We start from the raw sequence: 25,660 nt of genomic DNA, 5'->3' as shown, positions 1-25,660 counted from the left end.
ATGAGTACGATAAAAACACGCTACACGCTGACCCAGTCACAAAAAATGATGATTTTTGTACTGTCGATGTCGCTTTATGGCTTGTCCAATATGTTTACGGAGCTTGTGCCTGGGATCAAACTAGGCCCCATTGAATTATCGATTGAATATTTCGCTTTCATTCCTTTGACCTTATGTATGCTGTTTCATCCATTGTATGCGGCTATTGGGGCAGCTGTAGGTGAAGTGATCTTCGGGGAACTGATGTTAGGTCAATTTGGTGGGCTGGGCGAATTGGAGAAATTTATCACTTTCTCACTGGCAATGTATACTGCTGGCCGTATGGTATCTGATCCTAAGAATCGTAGACAGGTTGGAGTGGCAGCGATTACTGGCGTAGCGATTCACCAGTTCTTCAGCTCTGTTGTGGATATAGTAAAAGTATGGGTGGGTGTAGAAGAGCTTGAGGCTGTTAAAGGTCTGGCAGAGAGTATCGTTGTAATCGAGGGAGTTGGCTTTTTGAATGATGTACTCTTCTCCGGTATCTTGTTCGCCTTAATTCCAACTATGTATCTGGTTCCACGTTTATATGGAAAGATCGAACCTTTGCTTGGTATGAAGCCGCGTGAACGGAACATGAAATATGTAACAGGGGCTTGGCTATCTCCTAAGCTCGTTATTTTTGGAACGATTCTGGTCATGGTTGCGCTTGGATCGGAATTACTCTCGGAATCCGGATGGAACTTTGGTGACTTTGAGTTTGCGTGGGCAGAGTCCAATGAAGAGAGCTTAATCTGGCTGAGTATGCTGGTAGCGGCAATTGTTGCAGCAACAGCGATTATATCCCTGATTCGGCGTTCAGCACGTAAAAGACAGGAAGCGGGTCAAGTAGATGCGTAATTCAATACTCGAACTGAACGGAGTTACCTTTACTTATCCAGGAGCCGAACAACCTGTACTTCAAGAAGTATCCTTGCGGCTAGAAGAAGGAGATTTCATTGCCATTATAGGTAGTAATGGTTCGGGAAAATCCACGCTGTGTAAATGCTTTAATGGCCTGATTCCTCATTATTACACAGGGGACTTCACTGGCGAGGCGACGATCTGTGGACAACCAGCAGATGGGAAAACTGTAGCTGAGCTTTCCAAGCATATAGGGTATGTTTATCAGGATTTTGAGAATCAATTGGTGCGTCCGACGGTTCTTGATGATGTGTCGTTTACACCACTTAATTATGGATTTGCCGATTACAAGGAGCGGGGAGAGCGAGCACTGGCATTAACCGGACTTAGCGATTTAAGAAATGAATTCATCTGGCAATTGAGTGGCGGGCAAAAACACTTACTAGCTCTAGCCGGAGCACTAGCAATGGATCCAGAAATTCTGGTCATTGATGAACCGGTAGCTCAGCTGGATCCACAGCATGCCCGCCATATCTATGATATTTTGCGCCGTTTGAATGAGGAGCATGGGAAGACCATTGTAGTGATCGAACATCATGCGGAATTTATTGCAGACTATTGTAAGCATGTTGTCCTGATGGATAAGGGGAGAATGTGCTGGCAGAAGCCGGTGCGTGAAGCTTTGTCATCTGTAAAAGAACTGCTGGAGCTGGGTATTTATCCCCCGGATGTGACTCGGGCAGCTTGGTTGTTGCAATCTGATGTGCCGCTAACCCAATTCCTTCCTTTGAGTGCTGAAGAAGGGAACGCCCACATGATATTGCGGCAGGATGCGATCCAGAGAAATGATCCATCTGACTATATGAAGGAGAGGTCCCTTACTGTAATTCGGGAAGAGAAGAGTGTCGTTCAAATGGAGAACGTACACCTCTCATATCGTACGATTCATAAGACGATGCATCCTGTCTTGAATGGTGTTCAGCTAGATCTGCGGCAGGGTGAGTCTATCGCTCTTATTGGCAACAACGGAGCGGGTAAATCTTCTTTAATGAAGCTGATTGCTGGAATTGTCAGACCTACAGCTGGAACCGTAAATGTGAAAGGGATGACCGTGAACGGTCTGCCACCCGAGCGTCTCTCCAGTACCGTGGCATACGTATTTCAGAACCCAGAGGAAATGTTTATTGAGGATTCTGTACGCAAAGAAATCGCTTATTATTTGAAGGCACGGAAGCTACCAGACACTGAAGAGAGAGTAGCAGAAATGCTAAAAGCTTTCCGGCTCAATGAATTAGCAGAACGTGACGCTCGACTACTGAGTGGGGGGCAGCAGCGCCGAGTATCGCTAGCCATTGGTGCCGCTGTTCGTCCTGCCGTCATGCTGCTCGATGAACCAACGGCGAATCTGGATATTTCGACCAAACAGGAAATGGTTCATGTGCTGGATACACTTCGCAGTCATGTTGAGACAGTGGTGATCGCGACACATGATATGCAGCTTGTGTCTGAATGGGCGACTAGGATTATCGTTATGCATCATGGCAGGATTATTGCTGACGGAATGAAAGATGAAATCTTCGCTGACGGACTTCTATTACGGAGGGCGGGTCTGGCTCAGACACAATTGATGGAGCTGAGTCTTATGCTCGGTTTGCCCAAAATTTGCAGCAGCTTAGAGGAATTCGTAAGTCTAGTGGAAGTGAAAAAGGAGGTAACTGCAATCCATGGAAGCCGTTAAACGGGCACTTGACCGTATATCTCTAGAACAAATTAAACTGGAACTCTTAGGGACTGCTTATAACAGCAGCAGTACTTTTCTGGGGAGGCTCGACCCGCGAACGCTGCTACTTTGGTATTTGTTCTTTGCCATTGTGCCTTGGTTTGTACATAACCGTACAGTTCTGTTAGGGATGTTCGTGCTTATGGTCTTAACGACTGTCCTCTCCCGAGTCAGCCCATATATTATTTTTATATTGTGTCTGGGATTAATCAGCCAAATTGGGTGGATGTTCATCCTGTCTCTCTTTTTCGGCGGAGGAATTGAATCGTTGCTGCCTATGTTGACGCTGACACTTAAGCTCTCAGTGATATCACTAGCGAGTATTACGGTTTTCTCCAGTCTCGATCCGGAAAGACTTAGCGACGGTCTGCTATCCTTAGGGATTCCTGATACATTTGCTTTCAGCTTATCTTATGGTTATCGTATTTTGCCTACGTTATTGGAGGAATTCCATCAGATTTTGTTATCCTTCAGACTGAGAGGGCAAAGACCGCTGCAACATGGTTTGTTGTATTGGAGAACAGCAACGTATTATTTGCGCATTGTGATCCTGGCTTTTTATCCACTCATGCTAAACACCGCTAAACGTTCCCGGACCACGATCGAGGCACTTGAGACTCGGGGATTTAGCTACGGTCTGAATAATAAGAAAGTGAAGAAGATCAAGTTATCTTATTTGAAAATGAAGCGGTCCGACTGGTACTTTTTATCCGGATCCACCGTTTATGTTATTTTGCTATTCTGGATCGGTTACCTCTACCCTAAACTGGTGTATTAACATTACTCATAAGCTCAAAGGAGACGAATTAGACATGAATATTGATCTGCATACCCACGGTAAATTATCTAAGAAATCGTCCTTTTCCCTTGAATATTTTGCTGAAATGATGTTTGAGGCGAAAGCGAATGGATTACAGGCAGTAGCTTTGACCGAGCACTTTAACACTTCTAATTTCTTTGCGATGTATGAGACGCTGGACCAGACTTATCCTTATAACGGACATTATTATGATGTAAACGGACTTAAACTGTTTCCAGGTATGGAGGTTGATATCGCGGAGACAGGTCATATCCTGCTGATCGGTCTTAAGGAGAATGTTCTAGCAGTTAGAGCTTTTCTGGATGAGCATACGCAGGAGGGGAATTTTATTCCTTTCAAGGATTTGCTGGACATGGCTGACGAACATAACCTTTGGAAAATCGGAGCTCATCCTTTCCGAACTTCTACGCCATTACATCAACTGGATCCAGAGCTGCTTCGGAGATTAGATGCTTTTGATTTCAATGCAAAGGATATTTACATGCAGGGGGCAGAGACTTACAAGAAACTGATCACACCATTTGCTGAAAAGCTTGGTGTTCCGGTGATTGCCGGTAGTGATAGTCATCAATGTCTGCAATATGGGAGTGTTCTGAATCGGTTGAATATTACCTGCTCGACGGTTGAGGAATTGAAAGAGACCATTAAGCAAGGTAACTACGAAATTGAGCTTTCGCCTTGTCTTCACACTAAAGTGAAAGCTTCGGTCATGATGAAGAAACTTTTAAAGCAGCTAATTGGTGAAGCACCTTCCAGAGATGATGCAGAGGTTGGCAACATGGTCTAGCCGATTGCAAACATTCCTGTTATACTTTTTTCGTGAATGTAATCGGAGGTGGTACTGTGCTAATGCTGGTTTGCCCATTAGCTAGAAGTTCCTCACGCAAAGCCTAAATTAGGGCGATACTTTGCGTGAGGTGCGATAGGATGGATGATCGCCCAAACTAAATATTATCGTTTCTAATAATGGGCTTTGCACCTTATGAAATTTCAAAATATAAGGGGCTGAAGAGCAATGAATACACCATTTATTAGAAACCATCAATATAATTTTATTATAAAACAAACAGACTTCCTTCTAAAAACACTGCGAACTGTAGCGGATCGAAGAGTCTTGGAGACGGTAAGATATCGATCATCGTTGAATGTTGAAGAAGCTTTTTCAACACTAAGTGATAGTCAGCAACAGTTGCTGCAACAAATATCTGCCTTTGAGACTGCATACGATTTTCAGAAGTATCTTAGTGGATTAGAGCCTTATTTAGAGCCTTTTCCACAGATTACACCGAAACAGATTCAGAAGTTATTCCCTAAGAATAAGAAGCTGAAGGTACCTGGTTTATCAGCAATCGACTTTCGATATATGACATATTTGAGCTGGATAGATATTGCTACCAATAAACTATTTATTGTATATCCGTTCGAAGGGCAGTTTATCGGTATTGAGGGTAGAATGACACCAATGAACAAGAAGGGGTATTGCCTGTTCTGTAATCGGCAGCAACAGCTCGCCTTCTTTACGGTCAAGACCAAGCTTGCAAAATCTTCGCCGGATGATTACTCCTCCATTGGTCAATATATTTGCATAGAGAGCCAAGAATGTAATCATAGGATTACGGATACAGCAGCGTTAGAGAGATTCATTCTCTCCACTCGTGCATAATGTTAGAATTAGCAAAGGCTGCTTTTGTAGGTAGCATCAGACTATAGAGCAATAGGGTTTTGAAACGAAAGAGTTCCGTTTCGAAACCCTATTTGCTGTTCGTTCTATTCTGAATTAATTATTTTGAATATTGTTGAAATAGAAACAAAAAAATAATGTGATATAATATTGTTTATGCAAGAGTGGGTAGGAGGACAGGTCATGAACAAAGAAGATCAAATCCTAACGGGTGTCAGGGACCTATATAATAAGATGGTTTGGCTTAACAAAGATAAGATGGAAGCAAGTCTTAAGGGTTATACATCTTCCGAAGTACATTGTATTGAATACATTGAAAAAAATGTAGATTCCAACGTTACAAAACTTGCGGAGTCCTTTTTTATGACTCGCGGTGCCATAAGTAAATTAACTAAGAAACTCATAGAAAAAGGCCTGATCGAAAGCTACCAGAAGTCGGATAACAAAAAAGAAATCTATTTTAGGCTTACTGAGCAAGGAAAAGTAATTTATAAAATCCATGAGAACCTGCACAAAGAGTTTCAAGAGCGGGATAAAGCCGTTTTTGCGCAGATAACCGAGGAACAATTTGATAGTATGCTTAGTTTCGTGGAAAAGTATAGTAGTCATTTGGATGCGGAAATAAAGAAACAGGGTAAAGATATTAAATCGGAATAAAATTTGAATAATGAAAATGAAACCACATGCAGTCGGGCTCTATGGAGAACGGCTGCATTTTTATTGTTATTATTTTGTTGACAAGGAAACAAAATGGCGATACGATAAACATGTTTCCTAGGAATCAAAATAGTAACTTTAAGGAGTGAACATAAATGTCCATATTTAAATCACACAATGAACAGAACACAGAACAATCCGTAGATAAACACGCATTAATATTCGGTCTTGTCTCTGTGTTTCTTTGCGGAATAGGCTTTAGTATCATAATGCCTGTCGTCCCATTCTTAGTGCAGCCTTATACTAGCAGTCCGGGAGAACAAGCAATAGTTGTTACGATGCTGACCTCGGTTTATGCAGTCTGTGTATTTTTTGCAGCCCCCGTACTTGGAGCTTTGAGCGACAAATATGGCCGGCGTCCATTACTCTTAGTATGCCTGTTGGGTTCCGCCATCGGGTACTTGGTTTTTGGCATAGGAGGGGCTCTATGGGTACTATTTGCTGGACGTATAATCGAAGGTATAACAGGCGGCAGCATAAGCACGATCTTTGCATATTTTGCAGACATCATTCCTTCGCAGCAGAGAACCAAATACTTCGGATGGGTAAGTGCAGTTGTAGGTGTAGGCACCGTCATTGGCCCAACGATAGGCGGATTACTTGCTAAGTTTGGTTATTCTGTTCCCTTGTATTTTGGAGCAATCATAACTTTATTGAATGTTGTTTATGGATTCTTTTTTATGCCAGAGAGCCTTGCCAAGAAGAATAGACTGAAGGAGATTACCTTTGTAAGACTGAATCCATTTTCACAGCTTGCAAACTTACTTTCCATGAAAAACTTAAATAGGCTGCTAGTTTCAGCGTTTTTACTCTGGATTCCTAACGGATCTTTACAGGCAGTATTTTCTCAATTTACGATGGATACTTTCAGCTGGAAGCCTGCACTAATCGGACTTATGTTTTCGATTATGGGTCTCCAAGACATCATTTCACAAGGTTTGATCATGCCAAAGCTTTTGAAGAAACTTAGTGATAAACGTATAGCCATTCTTGGAATGGCTTCGGAAATTATCGGTTACAGTTTTATTGCGTTATCTGCGTTGTTCTCATTCTATCCTCTTTTTATCGCTGGAATGTTTATATTTGGCTTTGGGGATTCGATCTTTGGGCCTTCATTTAACGGGATGCTTTCCAAGTCTGTCGATTCTAGTGAACAAGGTTGGATTCAAGGAGGTAGCCAATCTATTCAGGCTTTAGCAAGAATGATTGGGCCTATCATTGGAGGTCAGATTTATGTATCACTAGGCCATGCCGCACCCGCATTTATGGGGATGATCCTTATAGCAGCAGCCATACTCGTTTTGTATAAGCGTCCGGATGTAATTATGTAAACTACCTACGTTTAAGAACATATAAAAATAGGGTTTCAGAACTCAGGGGCAAGTTCTGAAACCCTATTTGTCATAGTTATTGTTTGTTTTTGGAATCTTTATTGATAACCCGTGCAGGACGAGTTACCCAGTTCGTACGATTCATCGGTTTAACTGTATCAATTCTGGTATTTGACGGTTCATTTGAAGCTTCAGTCGATTCTGTTTCAGTAGATGTTGTAACTTCTTGATCCACGCTTTTTTTCCTTGATAGTCCTGTTCCATCATGCTTGCCTCGGTTCCATACTCTTCCCTTACTCATACATACACTCCATTTCTATACGCTTATTCATAAACCATATCATATTAGGACAAGTTAAGGAAGAAAGACATAAGCACAAATCGAAGGATTTTTCAAGTTATATTGGTTACTGGAGATTTCATTTGGCGATAGCTATAATAGTACTGATATTGAAAGGAGAGTACTTATATTATGGCAATCAAGATCATAACAGATAGCGGTTCTGACCTACCCCTTGACTACATGGAGAAGTATAATGTTTCCGTGGTCCATCTACCGGTTCATTTTGGGCATGAGTTAATGCCTGCGGATACGGATACGAAAACCTTTTATGCTAAAATGAGTGAATCCAAGGAGCTACCTACTACGGCAAGTCCAAGTCCAAACCAATTCCTTGAGACATTCAGGCAAGTAGAGGAAGGTACTGACATTATGGTCATTTGTATGTCCTCTAATATTAGTAGCACTTATCAGACGGCTATGATCGCTATGGAAATGTATCAAGAAGAAGGACACACCAATGCGATAGAGGTTATAGATTCCAAGACCTTTTCTGGCGGGTTGTCGCTGATCGTGGGCCTTGCGGCGAAGTGGTCACAGACTTGTTCAAGTCTGCAGGAACTGAAGGACAAGGTGCTTCAGCAAATGGATGAAGTTCGCGCATATTTTACACTGGATACACTTGAGAATGTAATGAAGGGCGGACGTCTAAGCCGGATATCAGGAGCGGTTGCTTCCGTGCTAAATATCAAACTACTGCTTAAAATCAGCGAAGAGGGTACTGTTGAGGTAGTGGAGAAGACCCGGGGTCTTACAAAGGCATTAAACCGGCTGCTTGCGCATTTGGATGAGAAGCAGCATGACTACGAGAAGGCTGTTATCGCTATAGTACACAGTAACTGTGAGAAGCTTGCGCTTGAGATTAAAGAACGCATCTTACAAAAGCACCCGTTCAAAGAAGTTTTACTCTCAAGTATGGGACCTGTAATGGGAACCTATGCGGGTGAAGGTGGAATTGGTGTTGCTTTTTAATAGGACTCCGAGGGCGTTTATATTTGCCAGCAGATGTTCAGATTTCTGGAATTATACGATCGTACATGGGACGAATTCCTGTGTGCGATTTTTATTTAAATATAAGAATTTGATGGATGTAATAATTTAGCTATTCTTTAGATTGCGTTTAGGTGGGTTTAATAATCGAAGATTATAGTTAGATGGGGTGATTACTGTGTATACAATTCTAATCGCAGATGATGAAGCAGAAATTGTGGAATTGTTGAGATTATATTTAGAGAAAGAGTACAACATTGTGGAAGCGAACAGTGGGACTGAAGCGTTAATGCAAGTGCAGAACCAAAAAATTGATTTAGCGATTCTTGATATTATGATGCCTGGTCTAGATGGACTGCAATTATTGAAGAAAATTCGTGAGTTCCATCATTTCCCGGTGTTATTTTTATCTGCAAAAAGCGAACATTACGACAAAATACTGGGACTTGAACTCGGTGCCGACGATTATATTTCCAAACCGTTTAATCCTTTGGAAATTGTAGCTCGTGCAGGAGCTTTACTGCGGCGGGTACATCATTTTGACGCACAGATTATTGAAGAAAAGGTAGCTGAACAAATTGTGTTGGGAGAATTGAGGCTGGATCAAAGCCAGTGTCTGCTCTATCGTTCAGGAGAACCCGTTGTTCTTACTTCTACTGAGTACAAAATTCTGGAATTAATGATGAAACAACCGGGTCGGGTCTTTACACGAAAAAAAATATATGAGGCGGTATGGGAAGATTTCTATGTGTACGAAGATAATAGTATCATGGTACATATCAGTAATATCCGGGAAAAGATCGAGGAAGACTCCAAAAAGCCGGTTTATTTAAAGACTATTAGAGGGCTGGGATACAAAATTGAAGCGCCTATGGAGCAATAGAGATCAACGACCTTTACAATCATCGCTGACGCTGGATTTTTTGTTATTCATCTGCATTTTGTTTTTTCTTGTGATTGTTTATTATTTGTTCATTAACCTTGATGTGACCCATATGTTCGAAAAAAATAAAATCGCTGATCCTGAATTGAAGGTTGAAGCGAGTGCCTATCGAGATAATCTGGAGCATGGGATAGAAACAAAACGGCTTCTACGTAGCGGTGGGTGGATTGAGATCTTGGGTCAAGACAAGATGGTTATCGACGTAGTTGGAGAGAAGAAGGACGATGTAACACAATATACCGACAATCAGCTCTTAAATAACCTGGAAAACGGAGAAGATCAGGCGTACTTCTACTCGTTAACTACACGTAATAATGCGAATGAATCAGAGTGGCTGCTTTTGAAAATCCCTAGAGAAGTTATCGACATTTCAATTAATAGTGATCCATTAGTTGAATACTTCAACCACTCGCTTTCATACTATGTTTTTTTAGGAGTTGGAATGGTTCTCTTGCTTATTATCGTGTACAGCTATTGGGTGGCACGAAGAATCAGGAAGCCGCTGCGTATTATTACGCTTGGTTTGAAGCAGATGATTGAAGGAAATTATGATACTCGTATCTCGCTATATGCAGAGAAAGAATTTTCGCAAATTGGGGAGACTTTTAATTATATGGCGGACGTAATTGAGAAGACAACGAAAGAAAAACGTCAAGCAGAAGAAAGTAAGAAACGCATGATGGTTGATCTTTCTCATGATCTGAAGACACCCATTACGAGTATACAGGGGTTTGCACAGGCATTGGTTGAAGGTCGTGGTGAGGACGAAGAACGCCAGAAACGGTATTTAACCTATATCTATAATAAATCCTCGCAAGTGACCAAGCTGATTCAAAATATGGTGGAGCTACTTAAAATAGATTCCCCAGATTTTTTACTACGAATGGAGCGTCACGAATTGGGCGAGTTTATTCGTGAAATCGTTGCAGACTCCTATGGTGAGATTGAACAAAAGAACTTCATCCTGCAGCTGAATGTTCCTGAACAGGAAGTGTTCGTAAGCTTCGATGCAGAGCTACTCTCGAGTGTAGTTCATAATTTGATCTCCAATGCTTTGACCTATAATCCACCAGGCACTCATCTGCGAGTGGAGGTTATCCCCTCGGAGAGCGAGGTTACCATTGAAATTGCAGATACCGGAGTAGGTATTCCTGAAGAGCTTTGGTCAACGCTTTTTGATCCGTTTGTTCGAGGAGATAAAGCGCGGTCAACTACAGGTGGAACGGGTCTTGGTTTATCCATTGCTATGAAAAATACAGAGAAAATGGGTGGAACGCTTCATCTCAGTCGCGGAAAGAAGGAACCAACGGTATTCACCATACGTATTCCCAAATAACGAGATGAAAGACACCCGAAAATAGAAGATAGGAGAGAACTATGGCTAAACTGAACACATTCATTCGAGTTTGTATAGCGATCCTTTTAGTGTTAGGCATCGTATTTTTAGGCTCACAAGTTAATTTTATTTTCAGTCCAATCTTGTCTTTGTTTAATGTTATTATCGTGCCCTTAATGTTGGCAGGATTTTTCTATTATTTACTCCGACCTCTAATCAATACTTTGGAGAGATATAAACTAAATCGCTCTGTTGCGATCATCATCGTATATGTGGTCATTGCATTGCTCTTGTTTGGTTTTAGTATTGGAGTATGGCCTTCACTTCGAACACAGCTAATTAATTTTGTCGATAATATGCCAAATCTGATCGCAGCCGTGAATCAGCAGTTATTGAGGCTCGAGGACAGTGGATTCTTGGCTTCTATTATCCCAGCAGATATGGATCTTGCTTCCCAATTGACTGAATATTTGAATAAAGGATTTAATCTGATTTCGAACTACGTAACAGGTCTATTCTCCTTTGTTTCAAATTTCGCGATTATTTTATTTACCTTTCCTATTATGTTGTTTTACATGCTTAAGGAAGGTGGGAAATTTGGTCGTAAGATTGTAAGTTTCTTTCCAAAGAAGTATCGTGGAGAAGGGACTACAATGATGAGTGAAATTGACAGTGCGTTAAGTGGATTCATTGTTGGTCGGGTATTAGTTAATCTGGCACTTGGTGTTCTGATGTATATTGGTTTCCTTATTATTGGACTACAGTATGCATTGTTGTTGACAGTGATTGCTGTTGTGATGAATTTTGTACCTTTCATTGGTGCAATTCTCTCCAGTATCCCAATTTTTATTATCGGATTCATCCAATCGCCGTCCATTGCAGTATGGTCCATCATCATCGTTCTTGTAGCTCAGCAAATTCAGGATAATCTGATTGCTCCCTACATTTTTGGGAAAAAGCTTGATATTCATCCGCTGACAACGATCATCTTAGTGTTGGTTGGTGGAGATATAGGCGGGATTATTGCGATATTGCTGATTATTCCACTGTATATGATTGTGAAAATCCTCTTGACAAAAGTGTATAATTTGTTTGTTAAGAACCACAGGGCAGAGTCAGAGGTAGAAGTAGAGGAGAGCCTTTAATATCTCTTAAATTAACTAATATGGAGGTTGTTTATATGAATGAAGGAACGGAGCAAGGATTAATTCATATCTCAGATGATGTAGTCACATCGATCGTTGGACAGGTGGTTCTTGAAACGCCAGGTATTGCCGGGATGTCAGGAAGTAATATTTCGGACAACTGGGCCAAACGTTTGGGCGGTAAAAATGTGAAAAAAGGTTTGTCTGTAGAAGTGAAGGAAGTAGACGTTGCCATCGACCTGCGGGTTATTGTTAATTACGGATGTGTGATTCAAGAGGTCTGTTATATGCTGCAAAAAAATGTGCGTAATGCTGTGGAGAATATGATGGGCTTGTCCCTTGTTTCGGTAAATGTGAAAGTTGAGAAGGTAGCCCTTCCAGTATAGGGATATCTCTCAAATAGGCACCGTGATATAGGCTTCTGCATAGAATGGAGCAAATCCATTTACGGAGGTCAGAGCATCCATGTCGACATATAACACTGGGCAAGAGCAGAATGTGATTTATCAGGCCGATCCTGCGGTGATCCGGCACCTGCACGGTGTCCGTGATTCCTTGCATCAATCTTGCAAGCCCTACTTAAACCATAGGGTGAATGTACAGACTTTAGATGGCTTAGTGCATGAAGGCACTATTGCCGGAGTAGATAATAAGCATTTGTATTTGAACGTTGCAGTAAATGGGCAAATGCCGCGCGGATATTATAACCCTTACCAGCCTTATCATCCGGGTTATGGTCCGGGTCATGGTCATGGTCCTTATCCCGGCTCGGGTCCTTACCCAGGTCCTCCTAATAATAATGTGATCTTGCCGCTTGTGTTGTTCGAACTGCTGGCTATTTCTTTGCTCTAAAGTTAAATTCTATTGAATGAGAGCATGTACTGGTTTTGCGATCGTACGTTGACGCGACTAGTCATGTTCTTTTTTTGTGTAATTGATGTGTACTCTTGATATAATTGCTGTAATACTGGAGGTGTCATATGATTAAATATCCGATTTTGAACAAGAATGCGACAATAGGGGTAACAGCACCTTCATCTGGAGTAGGCGCTCAAAATGCAGAGTTAATTAAGCTTACTTCAAGCCGGTTGGAGTCTAAAGGATTTAATATGATTTGTGGGGATACGGTATGGACGCAAGAGAAAGCCAAATCCGCACCGGCCAAAGTTCGTGCTCAGGAGTTTAACGAGATGATGAGCGCTGAGCATATTGATATCCTTATTCCGCCTTGGGGCGGGGAGCTGTTAATTGAGGTTCTTGAGTTTATTGATTTTGATACCATGAAGGACAAGTGGATCTTAGGTTATTCAGATATTAGCGTGCTGTTGCTTGCAGTTACTTTAAGAACAGGGATTGCCACGGCCCACGGAACTAACCTTGTTGATTTAAGAGGAGAGTATTCAGATGATACCACAGCCATGTGGGAAGCGGTTCTAGAGACGAAAGCAGGGGATTCTATTGTCCAGCATTCATCGCTTAAATATCAGGGGGAATGGCAACATGATGCTCCTACGCCTTATGTATTTCACTTGACAGAAGATACCCGTTGGAAGACAGTATCCTCTGGTCCTGTAACTATGAAAGGGCGTCTGCTAGGGGGCTGCATAGATGTAATTAGGCATCTGATTGGCACACCATTTGGCAATCTGCGGCATTTCCAAGAACAAATGATTAACAATGAACCGATCCTATGGTATTTGGAAAACTGCGAACTGAATACGGTTGATGTACGTAGGTCATTAGTTCAGATGAAGCTCGCAGGTTGGTTTGAGAATTGTTCTGGCATTATGTTTGGCAGAAGTCCTGCTAATCGACCAGTAGAGAACTACACGGCTGAAGACATCTACGCAGAGCTTTATGAGGAGCTCCAGGTACCTATTGTGTATGATATCGATTGTGGTCATATTCCACCGCAAATTACGCTTATAAACGGTGCGTACGCTGAAGTTGATGTGACGGACGGAGTAGGAACGGTAAAGCAATTTTTCTATGAATAAATGCATACAAAAAAGGGACAACCATTTGGGTTGTCCCTTTTACTATTAGTTCCCTGTAGTTACAATTGCAGTGATTTCCTCGTCTAGGTCTAGCCTTACATCTTCGCGGTATGCACGAATGCCATATTCGCTAAGCATGTAACGTAGGATCGCCTCGATCATGTTAGACTCAACTAAATATTGACTACGTCCCTGTACCCAAACCTCAGCAGAGTATCCGGTGTCTTCTTCCCAGCTCAGTTCTACTTGAACATCTTCAGGGCGAACCGCTTTACGTTCAGCCATGTGTAGGCAGAGGGCATTGATGATCTCATCCATGCTTAGAACCATTGTTGACATTAGTAACGACCACCTTGATCTTCTAAGCGACGACGTTCTTTTCTGCGACGGAAGAAGGACATCACGAGCATTACGAGCACATAGATAGCAAGCATATTAATGACGAATCCTAGAATGTTACCGAAGGCACCCATACCGGCGAACATTCCGCCGAACAGTAACCCAGCCAAACCGCCGATCATCATACCTTTCATTAAGCCGCCACCGCTGAAGAATCCCCGTTTCGTATTCGGAGTAGATCCTGCTGTGGAGCTTTTAGTGCTATCGCTTTTCCTTACGTTATCGGTTGTTGATTTTTTTGGAGTTGTTGAATAACTACGAGTGCCGGATTTAAATCCGCCACCCCCTCGCTTCGCATCCACAAAGTTCGGGGTAGCTACGGCGAAAAATAGAGTGAAGGCCATTACAATCATCATTACGCGTTTCATTGGTTTCATTTAGTACGAAAACCCTCCTGTGAGTATGAATTTGTGTGCATGTTCAGTATTACGCAGCTAGTCCTACTAGGTTTCAATTTTTATTTAAAATATAAGAAAGTTTATGCTTGTCATAATTTATACTTTTTTAAACACAAAAAAAGCGTGGATCTAGGATCCACGCAATTAGCAGAAAGAAGGTAGTTACTCAAATCATTTATACCCATCAACGACAAGCTCAAGCGCTCCGGTAGCCGGATCGATGATCATGCCATGCACAGGTACATTTGGGGGTAGTAATGGATGCTTATTGATCAGATTCACAGTTTGGGATACCCCTTCTTGAATATTGTCAAATCCGCGTAACCACTTGGTAAGCTTGATCCCGGAATTCTCCAGCGTGTTCAGCACCTCTTCGGATACTCCACGTTCTTTAATGGAGTTGATCATATGTTCTGCGTTGAGGGAAGCCATACCACATTCATAGTGCCCAACAACAATAACTTCCTCCGCATCAAGTTCATATAACGCAACCATGACACTACGCATAACACTACCAAAAGGCTGAGAAATAACTGCTCCGGCATTTTTGATGATTTTGACATCGCCGTTTTTAAAGTTCATAGCTTTTGGTAATAGTTCAACCAGACGGGTATCCATACAGGTGATTATCAACATTTTTTTATCTGGATAACGACTTGTTAGATACGCTTCATAATCTTTATTCTCTACAAAACTCTTATTAAAGTTAATAATATCGGATACATGGCTCATAATCGTTCTTCCTCCCTAAAATCACTGAATTGTACTTACATTACGCATATCTCTTACCAGGATATTGTTGCCGTAAATCTGTGAATCACTGTCTAGCTTAAAGGAAGAGAATCGTTCCTCGGCATCTAGACGCATCTTGTCTTCAAAAAAGATTTCCTGCTGGCGGCTTACGACAAAGGGAAGGGTATCACATTCAATCCTAGAATCTCCGTCCTCCACTTCTGAAACAATCAGTAACACAATAATTCCGTCACACCCGCAGCCTTCCGTATCATAAAAGAGCTTGAAAAATCCTGGCCGGTCTTCAAGCCTTTCCTTCAACTTCCTTTCTGCGAGAGGTGTAACTTGAATCATCATAGCCTGTTCACGCTCCTTTGAATTTTGTGCGAAGCAAGGTCTGCTTCTTATGTAACCCATTGAATATTTTAAATTAGAGATGTAATCTCTGAAGTTGATTATACTCATTCAAAAAAGTATCATCAAGAGGAGTCGGCAAAACAGAGAAAGCAGGTGTAATAAAATGGAACAGCAAGTGAAGGAACAGTGGGAGAAATTTAGCGAGTTATTATCAAAAATAAGTGGATATTCAGAGGCCATAGAATTACTTCACTGGGATTTACGCACCGGTGCGCCACGTAAGGGAGTAGAGGTTCGTTCGGGTACGATTGGGATGCTGAGTGGAGAACTGTTCAGACTCGGAATTTCGGAGGAAATGGGAGATTTTACTGAATTTTTTACCCGTCCTGAAGTGATTTCCCAGCTATCACATGATCAGAAGAAGATCGTTACCGATTGCCGTAAAGAATATGAGCGCAGCAAGAGTATCCCTTCCAAAAGATTTGAGGAGTACGCTGTCCTGTCCGCACATTCCCAAACCATCTGGGAAGAAGCCAAGGAGAATGATGATTTTGTTACTTTTGAACCTTACTTAAGCAAGATAGTTGCTCTAAAGCAAGAATTTATCGATTATTGGGGTGTAAAAGGAACGCGGTACGATACGCTTCTTGATATGTATGAGCCTGATCTTACGGTAGAAAAAGTGGATGAAGTATTCAGCCGCCTGCGCAGCCGTCTGGTACCATTGGTAGAAGCTATCGCTGCTTCGCCTAATAAACCGGACACAAGCTTCTTACAGCAGATCTTCCCTAAAGAACAGCAGGAAAAGTTCGGCAACTTTATTTTAGAGCAAATGGGCTACGATTTTGACGCAGGTCGTTTAGATGAGAGTGTGCATCCTTTTGCAACAGGATTGAATCCAGGCGACGTTCGTATTACAACCGCTTATCTGCTTGATAATGTGACTAGTGCCATATTCAGCTCACTACATGAAGGTGGACATGCGCTTTATGAGCAAAATATCAGCAAGGATTTTGTTGGAACGCCACTGGCACAAGGTGCATCGATGGGGATTCATGAATCTCAGTCGAGACTATGGGAGAACATGATCGGACGCAGCCGGGCTTTCTGGCAACGTTATTACGGGGATCTTCAACAACAATTCCCGGAGCAGCTTGCAAATGTGGAGTTGGAAGATTTCTACCGGGCGATCAACAGCGTGGAGAACTCATTTATCCGGATCGAAGCAGATGAGCTTACATACAATCTGCACATTATCGTGCGTTATGAGATCGAGAAGCTTATTTTTAATGAAGGCCTTTCTGTAAAAGACTTGCCTCAAGTATGGAATGCTAAGTATCAAGAGTATCTGGGTATTACTCCGCCATCTAACGCTCTTGGTGTGTTGCAAGATGTCCATTGGTCTGGCGGGGATTTCGGATACTTTGCTTCCTACTCTTTAGGTAATATGTACGCTGCACAGATTCTGAGTACTCTTCGAAAAGAGTTACCGGAGTTTGATGAGTTAATTGCTGCAGGGAACCTACTACCTATTAAAGAGTGGCTAACCGATAAGATCTATCGTTTCGGCAATAGCTTAACGCCTTCACAAATTATTGAGCAAGTAACGGGGGAACCACTGAGTCCAGATTATTTAGCTGATTATTTAGAAGCGAAGTATACGGAGATTTACAAACTGTAATCCAGTAGGGTACGCGTGCTATAATAGAAAGAAAGCTTAGACGGAAGGATATGGATATGGCAAATACTCACACCTACAGCCGGAGAGAAGAAGTCGCGAATGCGATTACGCACGGGATTGGAACGGTATTAAGCGTGGCCGCACTTGTTCTGCTTGTTGTTTTTGCAAGTCTGAAAGGAACGACATGGCATGTGGTCAGCTTCTCCATCTATGGAACGACAATGCTGCTTCTGTATCTGAATTCAACACTAGTGCATAGTCTCAAAGAGGGTAAGGCGAAGGATTTGTTCGAATTTTTCGATCATTCCGCTATTTATCTGTTTATTGCTGGCACGTATACCCCCTTTTTGTTAGTCGCCATTCGGGGAACGCTTGGATGGAGTTTGTTCGGCGTTATTTGGGGAATCGCAGTGTTCGGCGTTTTCTTCAAGGCATTTTTTGTTAAAAAGTTTCTGTTCATGTCCACCATATTTTACATCGCAATGGGCTGGCTGATTGTAATCGCTTGGAACCCTCTTTCGGCTGTTGTAGCAGACGGAGGAATGATCCTGCTGATGGCTGGAGGTATACTCTATACATTAGGTACTGTTTTTTATGTGTGGAGAGGGTTTCCATACCATCATGCGATTTGGCATGTATTTGTCCTTGCGGGTAGTGTCACACACTTCTTCGCCGTATTGATTTATGTACTGCCGATCCAATAATTTCAAGCGTATTTATTGCGTGAAAAAAGGATTTTTAATAAAGAAAGAGATGACAAGCAAAAATGCTTGACATCTCTCTTTCTTTTAGGTATCATAAGGGACGTTGTGAAGGTGTAAAGTGTTTTTCCTTGACGAAGGGAGTGCCCTTAATGAGTCAGGAGAATAGGCTCGAGAAAACGAATCGTATCAATCTGCTTTTTGCCTTTTATGAACGACTGCTTACAGATAAGCAGCAAACGTTTCTTAAATATTATTTTCACGACGATTTTTCCTTGGGAGAGATTGCCGCTGAATTTGAAATCAGCCGCCAAGCCGTTTATGAACATATTAAACGGGCGGAGCAAGTCCTAGAAAATTATGAAGAAAAACTTGGTTTATTAGTGAAGCATGAGAGTCGCACCAAATATTTAGAAGAACTGCGCAGACTGCCGGAGAATGGGATGCTGCCTGAGCAATATAAACTTCGGTTCGCGGAGATCGTGGATCGCTTGCAGAGGTTAGAGTAGCATGAAGGGAGAAACTGCATATGGCGTTTGAAGGTTTAACCGGAAGATTGCAGAATGTGTTCAGCAAGCTGCGCGGTAAAGGTAAAGTATCCGAAGATGACGTAAACGAAGCTATGCGCGAAGTACGGTTGGCCCTTCTGGAAGCCGACGTTAACTTCAAGGTAGTTAAAGAATTCGTGGCTAAGGTGAAAGAAAAGTCTATTGGAACAGAAGTGATGGACAGCTTTACACCTGGGATGGTCATCATCGACATCGTTAACAAGGAACTAACCGAACTGATGGGCGGAAGCCAAGCGAAGCTGGCCAAGTCGAACAAGCCACCAACTGTCATTATGATGGCGGGTTTACAAGGGGCGGGTAAGACAACCACTTCGGGTAAGCTGGCGAAGCTGTTACAGAAGGGCAATCATCGTCCATTGCTTGTTGCGGCAGATATTTATCGCCCTGCTGCGATCAAACAGCTTCAAGTACTTGGAGAACAAATTAAAGTTCCAGTATTCTCGCTAGGTGATCAGACTAGTCCGGTAGAGATTGCCAGACAAGCTGTACAACATGCGAAGGATAACGGACTTGATTATGTAATTATTGATACTGCAGGCCGCCTGCACATTGATGAAGAATTGATGGAAGAACTGAAGCAGATTCATAACATTGTAAATCCTGATGAAGTTCTGTTAGTAGTAGATGCAATGACCGGTCAAGACGCCGTGAACGTAGCTGAGAGCTTTAATAAGCAGCTTGAGCTTACAGGGGTTGTATTGACGAAGCTTGACGGCGATAGCCGCGGTGGTGCTGCACTATCCGTCAAAGCCGTAACTGGTTGCCCGATCAAATTCGCTGCGCTAGGTGAGAAGATTGACGCATTGGAGCCGTTCCATCCGGAACGTATGGCTTCGCGGATTTTGGGTATGGGCGACATGTTGTCGCTGATTGAGAAAGCTCAAGCGAACATTGACACTGATAAAGCTAAGGAAATGGAACGTAAGATGCGCAATGCAGAATTTACGTTTGATGATTTCCTTGAGCAAATGGATCAGGTGAAGAAGCTTGGCCCGATCGATCAAATTCTTGACATGCTACCTGGCATGAACAAAGCCAAGGGCATTAAGGATTTGAAGGTTGACGACAAGCAAATGGGTCGCGTTGAAGCCATAGTTCATTCTATGACTAAGACGGAAAAGCGTCAGCCCGAGATTATCAACCATAACCGCCGCAAGCGTATTGCTGCTGGTAGCGGAACTTCGGTTGCCGAGGTCAACCGCCTCATTAAGCAATTTGATGAGATGCGTAAGATGATGAAGCAATTCTCAGGCATGATGGGCGGAGGCGGCAAAGCCTCTAAGAAGAATGCGATGAAGCAGCTTAAAGGTCTAGGTGGAAAAGGTATGAAGTTCCCTTTTAAATGATCTTGCTGTTCTAATATCTCGAAACTATTATAAGGAGGTGATTTTTCGTGGCAGTACGTATTCGTCTGAAAAGAATGGGAGCGCATAAAGCGCCTTTCTATCGTGTAGTGGTTTCCGATTCCCGGTCCCCTCGTGACGGTCGTTTTATCGAGGAAATCGGTTATTATAATCCGATTGAACAACCGGCAGTAGTTAAGATCGATGAGGAAAAAGCTCTTAAATGGCTTCAAACAGGTGCGCAAGCATCTGATACAGTACGCAACTTGCTTTCCAAAGCAGGCGTAATGAAGAAGTTTCATGAGCTTAAGCAACAGAAATAATGACTGATTGCGAGGGTCCTCTATGGAAGAATTAGTTGGAGTAATTGCTAAGGCTTTAGTGGATCATCCAGAAGATGTGACGGTACGAGCGGTGGAGAAGGATCACCTAATTGTCTATGAACTGTCCGTACATCCTGATGATGTTGGAAAGGTCATTGGCAAACAAGGAAGGATCGCTAAGGCGCTCCGTACAGTAGTCACATCTGCAGCAGTCAAGAGCGATAAACGCGTAACTGTAGATATTTTATCTTAAATGATGCGTACAATGAGGGGCTAGGGATAGTATATCCCGGCTCCTTTTTGTTCAAATATAGATTAGATGAAGCTTATAAAGGAGAGGGTTATATGACAGAAGAGTTAACCGTAGGCAGACTTGTGAATACGCATGGTATTCGTGGGGAGATTAAAGTACTATCCCATACCGATTTCCCTGATGTTCGTTTTGCTGCAGGTAAGAAGCTGCAGGTGATCCCTGCAGATGGCAGTTCTAAATTCGAAGTAACTGTAGAGTCCGCTCGTGAGCACAAGGGTATGTTCATCGTTAAGCTCAAAGGGTATACGAACATCAATGAAGTGGAAAAATATAAAGGAAGCCTCCTGAAGGTTCCGAGTAATGATCTGGTGGATCTCCCTGAGAACGAATACTACTTCCACCAAATCGTCGGTTGTGAGGTATACACGGATGAAGATGAAAACAAACCACTCGGTACGATTACAGAAATCTTACAGCCTGGTGCGAATGACGTATGGGTTGTTAAGCCTGCAAAAGGACAAGACATCCTAATTCCTGTAATCAACGATGTAGTCCTGAATGTCGATATAGAAGCCAAACGAATTGTTGTCCATTTGATGGAAGGGTTATTGCCATGATGAGAATTGATGTGCTTACGCTCTTTCCAGAAATGTGCGAAGGCGTATTCAGCACAAGTATTCTTGGTAAAGCACGTGAAAAAGGAATCGTCTCCTTAAATGCTGTGAACTTCCGTGATTTCTCTGGAAATAAGCATAACAGTGTGGATGATACACCGTATGGCGGTGGCGGGGGCATGGTGCTCAAGCCTGATCCGATTTTTAATGCAGTCGAGCATGTGCTTGGTATTACACCGAACGAGGAAGTTCACAATCGATCTGATGAAGTGGGCTCTGTGAAACCGCGTATCATCCTTATGTGCCCACAAGGAAAAACTTACAATCAGAAGATTGCAGAGGAACTGGCGCAAGAGCAGCACCTAATCTTCATATGTGGGCATTATGAGGGATATGATGAGAGGATTCGTGAGCATCTGGTAACTGATGAACTTTCAATGGGTGATTACGTGCTAACAGGTGGAGAGCTGCCTGCGTTGACGGTTATAGATTCCATAGTTCGGCTTCAACCGGGAGCACTTGGAAATGAAACCTCTGCGATATCTGACTCGTTCAGCACTGGACTGCTAGAATATCCGCACTACACACGTCCTGCCGAGTTTCGCGGCTGGAAGGTACCGGATATTTTGCTGAGTGGTCATCATGCTAACATCGACATATGGCGGAGAGAGCAGGCACTGCTGCGCACGTTGGAACGCAGACCGGACCTGCTTGAGACTGCAGAACTTACATTGAAAGACAAAAAGACACTGGAACGTCTAAGAAATGTGGACAAACCGGAGTGATAATTTGATGAAACAGGTATATTTGACGTCTTTTTAACGTATCTTACGTTGAGGAGGCGTTTTTGTTATGTGTACCTGAGAACAAATAAAATAATAGTTTTCAAAATAATATGAGTATTGGTGCGTTAAAGGCTTCTTTTTAGGGTAATGAATAGAGGTGCCGCACTAATATATGCAGCTGATAACGCAGCAAGCTTAACTATTGAAGGGAATGAACTGAAGTGACTACGAAGACGCATGAAGAATTCAAGCCTAGCGTGGACACAATCCACAAGGAAACGGAGCCGCTCCGCACCGTGAATGATATTATCGATTTTTATACAAATCGCAATGCCCATTCGCCATTTAAAGAGTGAACATATAAGATTGAATGTTAGGGATTGATTGTTAGGCTTAATAAAACCATTAGATACAGTGAATTTTGTGTTCGCTGTCGCTAATGGTTTTATTCTTTTAGAAGGTAACAACGCTTGAATCCTATTACTCCGGTTAAACTGTAAATAACCACTTTCCGATGAGATCTAGCATCTCAGCGAAAAGTGGTTATTTTTTGAAATTATAAGAAAGTATACGATTCACGATATACTTTATCCTTATAATTCTCGCACAAACGCTTACCGTCCTTAAAAGGACGCCTAAGGCGTTTTAGCTTGCTATAAAAGTTCGTGGAGGCACATGTTATTCTTTGCGTAAGATTTTGTGTACTCCTGTAAGAAGTGAGTACAGCGCAACACATACGAGAACAGTAACTGCCCATGCATAGTTGCGAACGGTGTAAGTAAGTGAAGCTAAAATAACGAAAATAGTGATACGCAGTACGCCTTCTTTAATAAATTGTTTTCTTTCAACATTCATGAGATTGGCCTCCTCGAATGGATGGGATATTGCGGACTGCTAGCCGTAGTTAGGTCTTACATTATCTATAGCCTTGAGGAATACGAAAGATACAAGGATCGGAAAAAGTAAATATTGACCCAAAGTCCGACCTATGTAAGTTCGCCGTTACCGACCTGTACTCCTACACATAGATTATATCATTACGAACAAGGAGGAGTACACTAGTGGAAGCTTATTATAACTGTTTGCGTTGTAAGGATAGAAGGGTGCGGATTCTGACTAGAGACGGTAGACAGCATGAAGGCGTTATTACAGATGTAGACAGATACAATGTTTACTTAAGAACTGACAATGGTTCTGTGCATACTTCTGCTTTTTGGGGAAATTCTTTTGCCGGAAATCAGATCTTAACTTTAAGTTTATTCACTCTGCTAGCCATCGCATTAATCTAATCATTAGGAACCAAAAACAGACCGTCCGATTATCCCGGACGGTCTGTTTACTGCTGATTACTGTACTGTAATTGCACCTATATTTGAGCTTAGGGACAATAAGGGGCCGCCTCCATTGATATCGGTCTTTCCGCCTTCTACACCTTTGATTTGCCCGAGATCACTATTGGCTTCTAAGCTGCATTTCATACCATCGGCTAGGACAGCACTGAGGCTGCCGACCTCTGTTTTGGCTTTTAGGCTGCTATCATTCTTCATCCCTGCTATATCCATTCGTATGCTGCCAGTATCGGATTCTATAGTGGATTTGCCAGTGATTTTAGCTCTTTCAATATTGATCGCTCCAACGTTGCTGACGATTTGATAATTCCCCTCTAGATTGTGAAGACGAATTTGACCTACGTTATTTGTGATTATATATTTATTCATGCTGGCGGGGAGCTCTATATTATAGCTTATGCTAAAATCTGAATATCCGTATTTGTCTTGCGCCCATGTCCATAAGTCCTTCTTAGGATTTGATTTGGAATGTGTGGATACCTTCAAAGTATCACCACTGACCTCTACTAAAACTTCAGCATCATCCATAATCTTTTGACGGTCAGACGCATGGAGAGAGCTGTTGTGGGCTGAAATCGTTGCATTTACATGGATCAGATCTCCTGTGACAGCTGTAACTTCTATTTCTCCTACTGCATTGTCCATGCTGAGTACGGATGCTGAACCGATCGCTTGCGATACGGAGAGTTCTTTGCTAATGCTGTCTGCTTTAACTTCGTCAACTACCTTAGTAGCTGTTTCCTCAACGGCTTGCTGCACAGTTGCAGCTGCTTTTCCTAGCTCTTGCTTGACAACTTCACCAATGTTCTGGTGCGCATCCTCAGAAATACTCTTTTCAACCTCATTTTTGGCAGATTGTCTGCCTGGTAATTCAGTGCAACCCGCCAAAAGTACGATAGATAATACGGCTACTGCTGCTAATACACTATTATTATTCCTTTTCCTCATTGAAAAAACTCCTCCTCATATATGGGTGTATGTGATCTGACATATGTGATTTCGTTATGTACTTCTGTAAGTATAGCTTATGGAATTTATCTGTAAAAACGGCTGGAGGCGGGTTATTATACTGGACCAAAGACTAGGTCTCAAAAGTGTTCACTACACTTCGATTTTTAATTGTGCTAAAATAAATGAAAGATCACTCGCTGAATAAATACGGTACCGGTACATATTTAAAAGGGCGCGGAAATCCTCATATAGAACCTTCAGCAGCTACTGAAAATCGCTTTTTTCGGATAGAAGTGCATAGGTGTGCTAAGGCTACATTGTATACAGATATAGACCGTTACCTCACTTGCAGAACAGGGCGGTCTTTTTACTTTCTTTCTTTAATAAATCCTGAAGGGTGGAGGGAGCCAAATGAAATATGTAGCCATTTTGCTTGCCTTAGTAGTTTTGACAGGCGTATATTTTTTAGTCTGGAAACGGAAAATAAATACTACAAAAAATTATCCGCGTACCACTCAGAACAATGTAATCTCAATGGATAGTCATCGTAAAGCCAAACAGAGCCCAGGGGAGCAGCCTTGCTCTTCTTGTAAGAAGAAGAATGGAAAGCTTGTCTTCTATGCACAAGATAATGGAACTGTGGTTGGTCTATGTAAAGATTGCCAATCGAAGGCGAAAAAAAGAGATATGCTACCGCTTTAAATAGAAAAAATAAGTTGTATTAGCCCGTCTTTTATGGTATTATTATCTCTGTTGTGTGGAATACGGTGGTCCGCTGCGGATAATGAGGGAGAGCAAAGATCTCTCCGGAAGAGGCAAGAACACCTGTACGGAAGGAGGAAGTCCTTAATGAATATCCTACAAGCTATTACGCAAGAGCAACTTCGTAAAGATATCCCGAGTTTTCGCCCGGGTGACACTTTGAAGGTGCATGTAAAAGTAATCGAGGGAACTCGTGAGCGTATCCAGTTGTTCGAAGGCGTTGTAATCAAACGTCGTGGCGGTGGAATCAGTGAGACTTTTACGGTTCGTAAAATTTCTTACGGTGTTGGTGTGGAAAGAACATTCCCAATCAACTCGCCTAAAATCGAGAAAATCGAAGTGGCTCGTCGTGGTAAAGTGCGTCGTGCTAAACTTTATTATCTTCGTGAACTACGTGGTAAAGCAGCGAGAATTAAAGAAATTCGTCGCTAGAATAGTGACAAAGGAAAGGGGCTTGAATTCAAGCCCCTTTCGTTTTATT

32 protein-coding genes are annotated in these 25,660 nt (G+C 42.3%); 25 read left to right on the top strand and 7 right to left on the bottom strand.

Annotated features, from left to right (window positions below):
- The 7 genes from ACWNM1_RS24935 (at position 1) to ACWNM1_RS24905 (ending at position 7,211) form a co-directional block, all read left to right on the top strand.
- On the top strand, positions 1–879 hold the full coding sequence (locus ACWNM1_RS24935; protein WP_449603048.1) for a cell division protein FtsQ: 879 nt from the start codon (positions 1–3) through the stop codon (positions 877–879).
- Entirely contained in the window at positions 872–2,620 is a 1,749-nt protein-coding gene (locus tag ACWNM1_RS24930) for an ABC transporter ATP-binding protein (protein WP_449603047.1), read from the top strand. Before ACWNM1_RS24935 ends, ACWNM1_RS24930 begins: the two co-directional genes overlap by 8 nt.
- Positions 2,607–3,440 (top strand): energy-coupling factor transporter transmembrane component T family protein, encoded by an 834-nt coding sequence (locus tag ACWNM1_RS24925; RefSeq protein ID WP_449603046.1) that lies wholly within the window; start codon positions 2,607–2,609, stop codon positions 3,438–3,440. Before ACWNM1_RS24930 ends, ACWNM1_RS24925 begins: the two co-directional genes overlap by 14 nt.
- A gap of 34 nt (positions 3,441–3,474) precedes the next feature.
- On the top strand, positions 3,475–4,269 hold the full coding sequence (locus ACWNM1_RS24920; RefSeq protein WP_449603045.1) for a PHP domain-containing protein: 795 nt from the start codon (positions 3,475–3,477) through the stop codon (positions 4,267–4,269).
- Between the two features lie 228 nt (positions 4,270–4,497).
- Entirely contained in the window at positions 4,498–5,145 is a 648-nt protein-coding gene (locus ACWNM1_RS24915) for a FusB/FusC family EF-G-binding protein (protein ID WP_449603044.1), read from the top strand.
- A gap of 201 nt (positions 5,146–5,346) precedes the next feature.
- Positions 5,347–5,820: a MarR family transcriptional regulator gene (locus tag ACWNM1_RS24910; protein ID WP_042189499.1), complete on the top strand. Its 474-nt coding sequence runs from the start codon at positions 5,347–5,349 to the stop codon at positions 5,818–5,820.
- 155 nt (positions 5,821–5,975) lie between these two features.
- On the top strand, positions 5,976–7,211 hold the full coding sequence (locus tag ACWNM1_RS24905; protein WP_449603043.1) for an MFS transporter: 1,236 nt from the start codon (positions 5,976–5,978) through the stop codon (positions 7,209–7,211).
- Between the two features lie 76 nt (positions 7,212–7,287).
- On the opposite strand, the gene ACWNM1_RS24900 is transcribed toward ACWNM1_RS24905, so the two are convergent.
- Positions 7,288–7,512 carry a hypothetical protein gene (locus ACWNM1_RS24900; protein WP_405174494.1) on the bottom strand — a complete coding sequence of 75 codons (225 nt, stop codon included), beginning with the start codon at positions 7,510–7,512 and terminating at the stop codon, positions 7,288–7,290.
- Between the two features lie 171 nt (positions 7,513–7,683).
- Between ACWNM1_RS24900 and ACWNM1_RS24895 the strand changes: the two genes are divergently transcribed.
- The 7 genes from ACWNM1_RS24895 (at position 7,684) to ACWNM1_RS24865 (ending at position 13,962) form a co-directional block, all read left to right on the top strand.
- A complete protein-coding gene (locus tag ACWNM1_RS24895; RefSeq protein WP_076285397.1) occupies positions 7,684–8,523 on the top strand; it encodes a DegV family protein in 840 nt (279 codons plus the stop codon).
- 196 nt (positions 8,524–8,719) lie between these two features.
- Complete coding sequence (locus ACWNM1_RS24890) at positions 8,720–9,424, top strand: response regulator transcription factor (RefSeq protein WP_449603042.1); 705 nt, start codon at positions 8,720–8,722, stop codon at positions 9,422–9,424.
- On the top strand, positions 9,402–10,820 hold the full coding sequence (locus ACWNM1_RS24885) for a sensor histidine kinase (protein ID WP_449603041.1): 1,419 nt from the start codon (positions 9,402–9,404) through the stop codon (positions 10,818–10,820). The genes ACWNM1_RS24890 and ACWNM1_RS24885 overlap by 23 nt, the downstream gene beginning before the upstream one ends.
- A gap of 41 nt (positions 10,821–10,861) precedes the next feature.
- Positions 10,862–11,965, top strand: a complete 1,104-nt coding sequence (locus tag ACWNM1_RS24880) for an AI-2E family transporter (protein WP_449603040.1) — start codon at positions 10,862–10,864, stop codon at positions 11,963–11,965.
- Positions 11,966–12,000: 35 nt separating this feature from the next.
- Positions 12,001–12,351 (top strand): Asp23/Gls24 family envelope stress response protein, encoded by a 351-nt coding sequence (locus ACWNM1_RS24875; RefSeq protein WP_042129003.1) that lies wholly within the window; start codon positions 12,001–12,003, stop codon positions 12,349–12,351.
- 79 nt (positions 12,352–12,430) lie between these two features.
- A complete protein-coding gene (locus ACWNM1_RS24870; RefSeq protein WP_449603039.1) occupies positions 12,431–12,817 on the top strand; it encodes a hypothetical protein in 387 nt (128 codons plus the stop codon).
- A gap of 128 nt (positions 12,818–12,945) precedes the next feature.
- Positions 12,946–13,962: a S66 family peptidase gene (locus tag ACWNM1_RS24865; protein WP_449603038.1), complete on the top strand. Its 1,017-nt coding sequence runs from the start codon at positions 12,946–12,948 to the stop codon at positions 13,960–13,962.
- A gap of 45 nt (positions 13,963–14,007) precedes the next feature.
- Here the strand turns inward: ACWNM1_RS24865 and ACWNM1_RS24860 are convergent, their stop codons facing one another.
- From ACWNM1_RS24860 to ACWNM1_RS24845, 4 genes are all read right to left on the bottom strand, one after another.
- Positions 14,008–14,292, bottom strand: coding sequence for a YxcD family protein (locus tag ACWNM1_RS24860; RefSeq protein WP_094869623.1), 285 nt, complete (start codon positions 14,290–14,292; stop codon positions 14,008–14,010).
- A gap of 8 nt (positions 14,293–14,300) precedes the next feature.
- Positions 14,301–14,729 carry a hypothetical protein gene (locus ACWNM1_RS24855; RefSeq protein ID WP_449603057.1) on the bottom strand — a complete coding sequence of 143 codons (429 nt, stop codon included), beginning with the start codon at positions 14,727–14,729 and terminating at the stop codon, positions 14,301–14,303.
- A 201-nt stretch (positions 14,730–14,930) separates the two neighbouring features.
- On the bottom strand, positions 14,931–15,491 hold the full coding sequence (locus ACWNM1_RS24850) for a beta-class carbonic anhydrase (protein WP_449603037.1): 561 nt from the start codon (positions 15,489–15,491) through the stop codon (positions 14,931–14,933).
- Positions 15,492–15,512: 21 nt separating this feature from the next.
- Complete coding sequence (locus ACWNM1_RS24845) at positions 15,513–15,848, bottom strand: iron-sulfur cluster biosynthesis family protein (RefSeq protein WP_449603036.1); 336 nt, start codon at positions 15,846–15,848, stop codon at positions 15,513–15,515.
- A 163-nt stretch (positions 15,849–16,011) separates the two neighbouring features.
- On the opposite strand from ACWNM1_RS24845, the gene ACWNM1_RS24840 reads away from it, so the two are divergent.
- From ACWNM1_RS24840 to trmD, 8 genes are all read left to right on the top strand, one after another.
- Positions 16,012–17,529, top strand: coding sequence for a carboxypeptidase M32 (locus tag ACWNM1_RS24840; RefSeq protein WP_449603035.1), 1,518 nt, complete (start codon positions 16,012–16,014; stop codon positions 17,527–17,529).
- A gap of 56 nt (positions 17,530–17,585) precedes the next feature.
- Entirely contained in the window at positions 17,586–18,233 is a 648-nt protein-coding gene (gene trhA, locus ACWNM1_RS24835) for a PAQR family membrane homeostasis protein TrhA (RefSeq protein WP_042189474.1), read from the top strand.
- A 149-nt stretch (positions 18,234–18,382) separates the two neighbouring features.
- Positions 18,383–18,739: a YlxM family DNA-binding protein gene (ylxM, locus tag ACWNM1_RS24830; RefSeq protein WP_036688609.1), complete on the top strand. Its 357-nt coding sequence runs from the start codon at positions 18,383–18,385 to the stop codon at positions 18,737–18,739.
- Between the two features lie 20 nt (positions 18,740–18,759).
- Positions 18,760–20,145, top strand: a complete 1,386-nt coding sequence (gene ffh, locus ACWNM1_RS24825; protein ID WP_042189471.1) for a signal recognition particle protein — start codon at positions 18,760–18,762, stop codon at positions 20,143–20,145.
- A gap of 47 nt (positions 20,146–20,192) precedes the next feature.
- Positions 20,193–20,465 carry a 30S ribosomal protein S16 gene (rpsP, locus tag ACWNM1_RS24820; RefSeq protein ID WP_036688604.1) on the top strand — a complete coding sequence of 91 codons (273 nt, stop codon included), beginning with the start codon at positions 20,193–20,195 and terminating at the stop codon, positions 20,463–20,465.
- 22 nt (positions 20,466–20,487) lie between these two features.
- Positions 20,488–20,718: a KH domain-containing protein gene (locus tag ACWNM1_RS24815; protein ID WP_042128982.1), complete on the top strand. Its 231-nt coding sequence runs from the start codon at positions 20,488–20,490 to the stop codon at positions 20,716–20,718.
- Between the two features lie 92 nt (positions 20,719–20,810).
- On the top strand, positions 20,811–21,335 hold the full coding sequence (gene rimM, locus ACWNM1_RS24810; RefSeq protein WP_076299254.1) for a ribosome maturation factor RimM: 525 nt from the start codon (positions 20,811–20,813) through the stop codon (positions 21,333–21,335).
- Positions 21,335–22,117, top strand: a complete 783-nt coding sequence (gene trmD, locus ACWNM1_RS24805; protein ID WP_449603056.1) for a tRNA (guanosine(37)-N1)-methyltransferase TrmD — start codon at positions 21,335–21,337, stop codon at positions 22,115–22,117. The genes rimM and trmD overlap by 1 nt, the downstream gene beginning before the upstream one ends.
- Before the next feature lie 678 nt (positions 22,118–22,795).
- Here the strand turns inward: trmD and ACWNM1_RS24800 are convergent.
- Positions 22,796–22,972, bottom strand: a complete 177-nt coding sequence (locus ACWNM1_RS24800; protein WP_156113147.1) for a hypothetical protein — start codon at positions 22,970–22,972, stop codon at positions 22,796–22,798.
- A 206-nt stretch (positions 22,973–23,178) separates the two neighbouring features.
- Here ACWNM1_RS24800 and ACWNM1_RS24795 point away from each other — a divergent pair, with 206 nt between their 5' ends.
- Positions 23,179–23,406, top strand: coding sequence for a hypothetical protein (locus tag ACWNM1_RS24795; protein ID WP_042189469.1), 228 nt, complete (start codon positions 23,179–23,181; stop codon positions 23,404–23,406).
- A 57-nt stretch (positions 23,407–23,463) separates the two neighbouring features.
- Here the strand turns inward: ACWNM1_RS24795 and ACWNM1_RS24790 are convergent, their stop codons facing one another.
- Positions 23,464–24,414: a hypothetical protein gene (locus tag ACWNM1_RS24790; RefSeq protein WP_449603034.1), complete on the bottom strand. Its 951-nt coding sequence runs from the start codon at positions 24,412–24,414 to the stop codon at positions 23,464–23,466.
- A gap of 414 nt (positions 24,415–24,828) precedes the next feature.
- On the opposite strand from ACWNM1_RS24790, the gene ACWNM1_RS24785 reads away from it, so the two are divergent.
- The gene (locus tag ACWNM1_RS24785) at positions 24,829–25,119 is read left to right on the top strand and encodes a hypothetical protein (protein WP_449603033.1); all 291 of its coding nucleotides are present in this window, start codon (positions 24,829–24,831) and stop codon (positions 25,117–25,119) included.
- A 147-nt stretch (positions 25,120–25,266) separates the two neighbouring features.
- Entirely contained in the window at positions 25,267–25,611 is a 345-nt protein-coding gene (rplS, locus tag ACWNM1_RS24780; RefSeq protein ID WP_042128973.1) for a 50S ribosomal protein L19, read from the top strand.
- The last annotated feature ends 49 nt before the right edge of the window (positions 25,612–25,660 follow it).

The sequence above is a fragment of the Paenibacillus sp. Marseille-Q9583 genome (assembly GCF_976954365.1).
The sequence above is the reverse complement of the archived record's forward strand: the minus strand, read 5'-3'. Positions and strand labels throughout refer to the sequence as shown.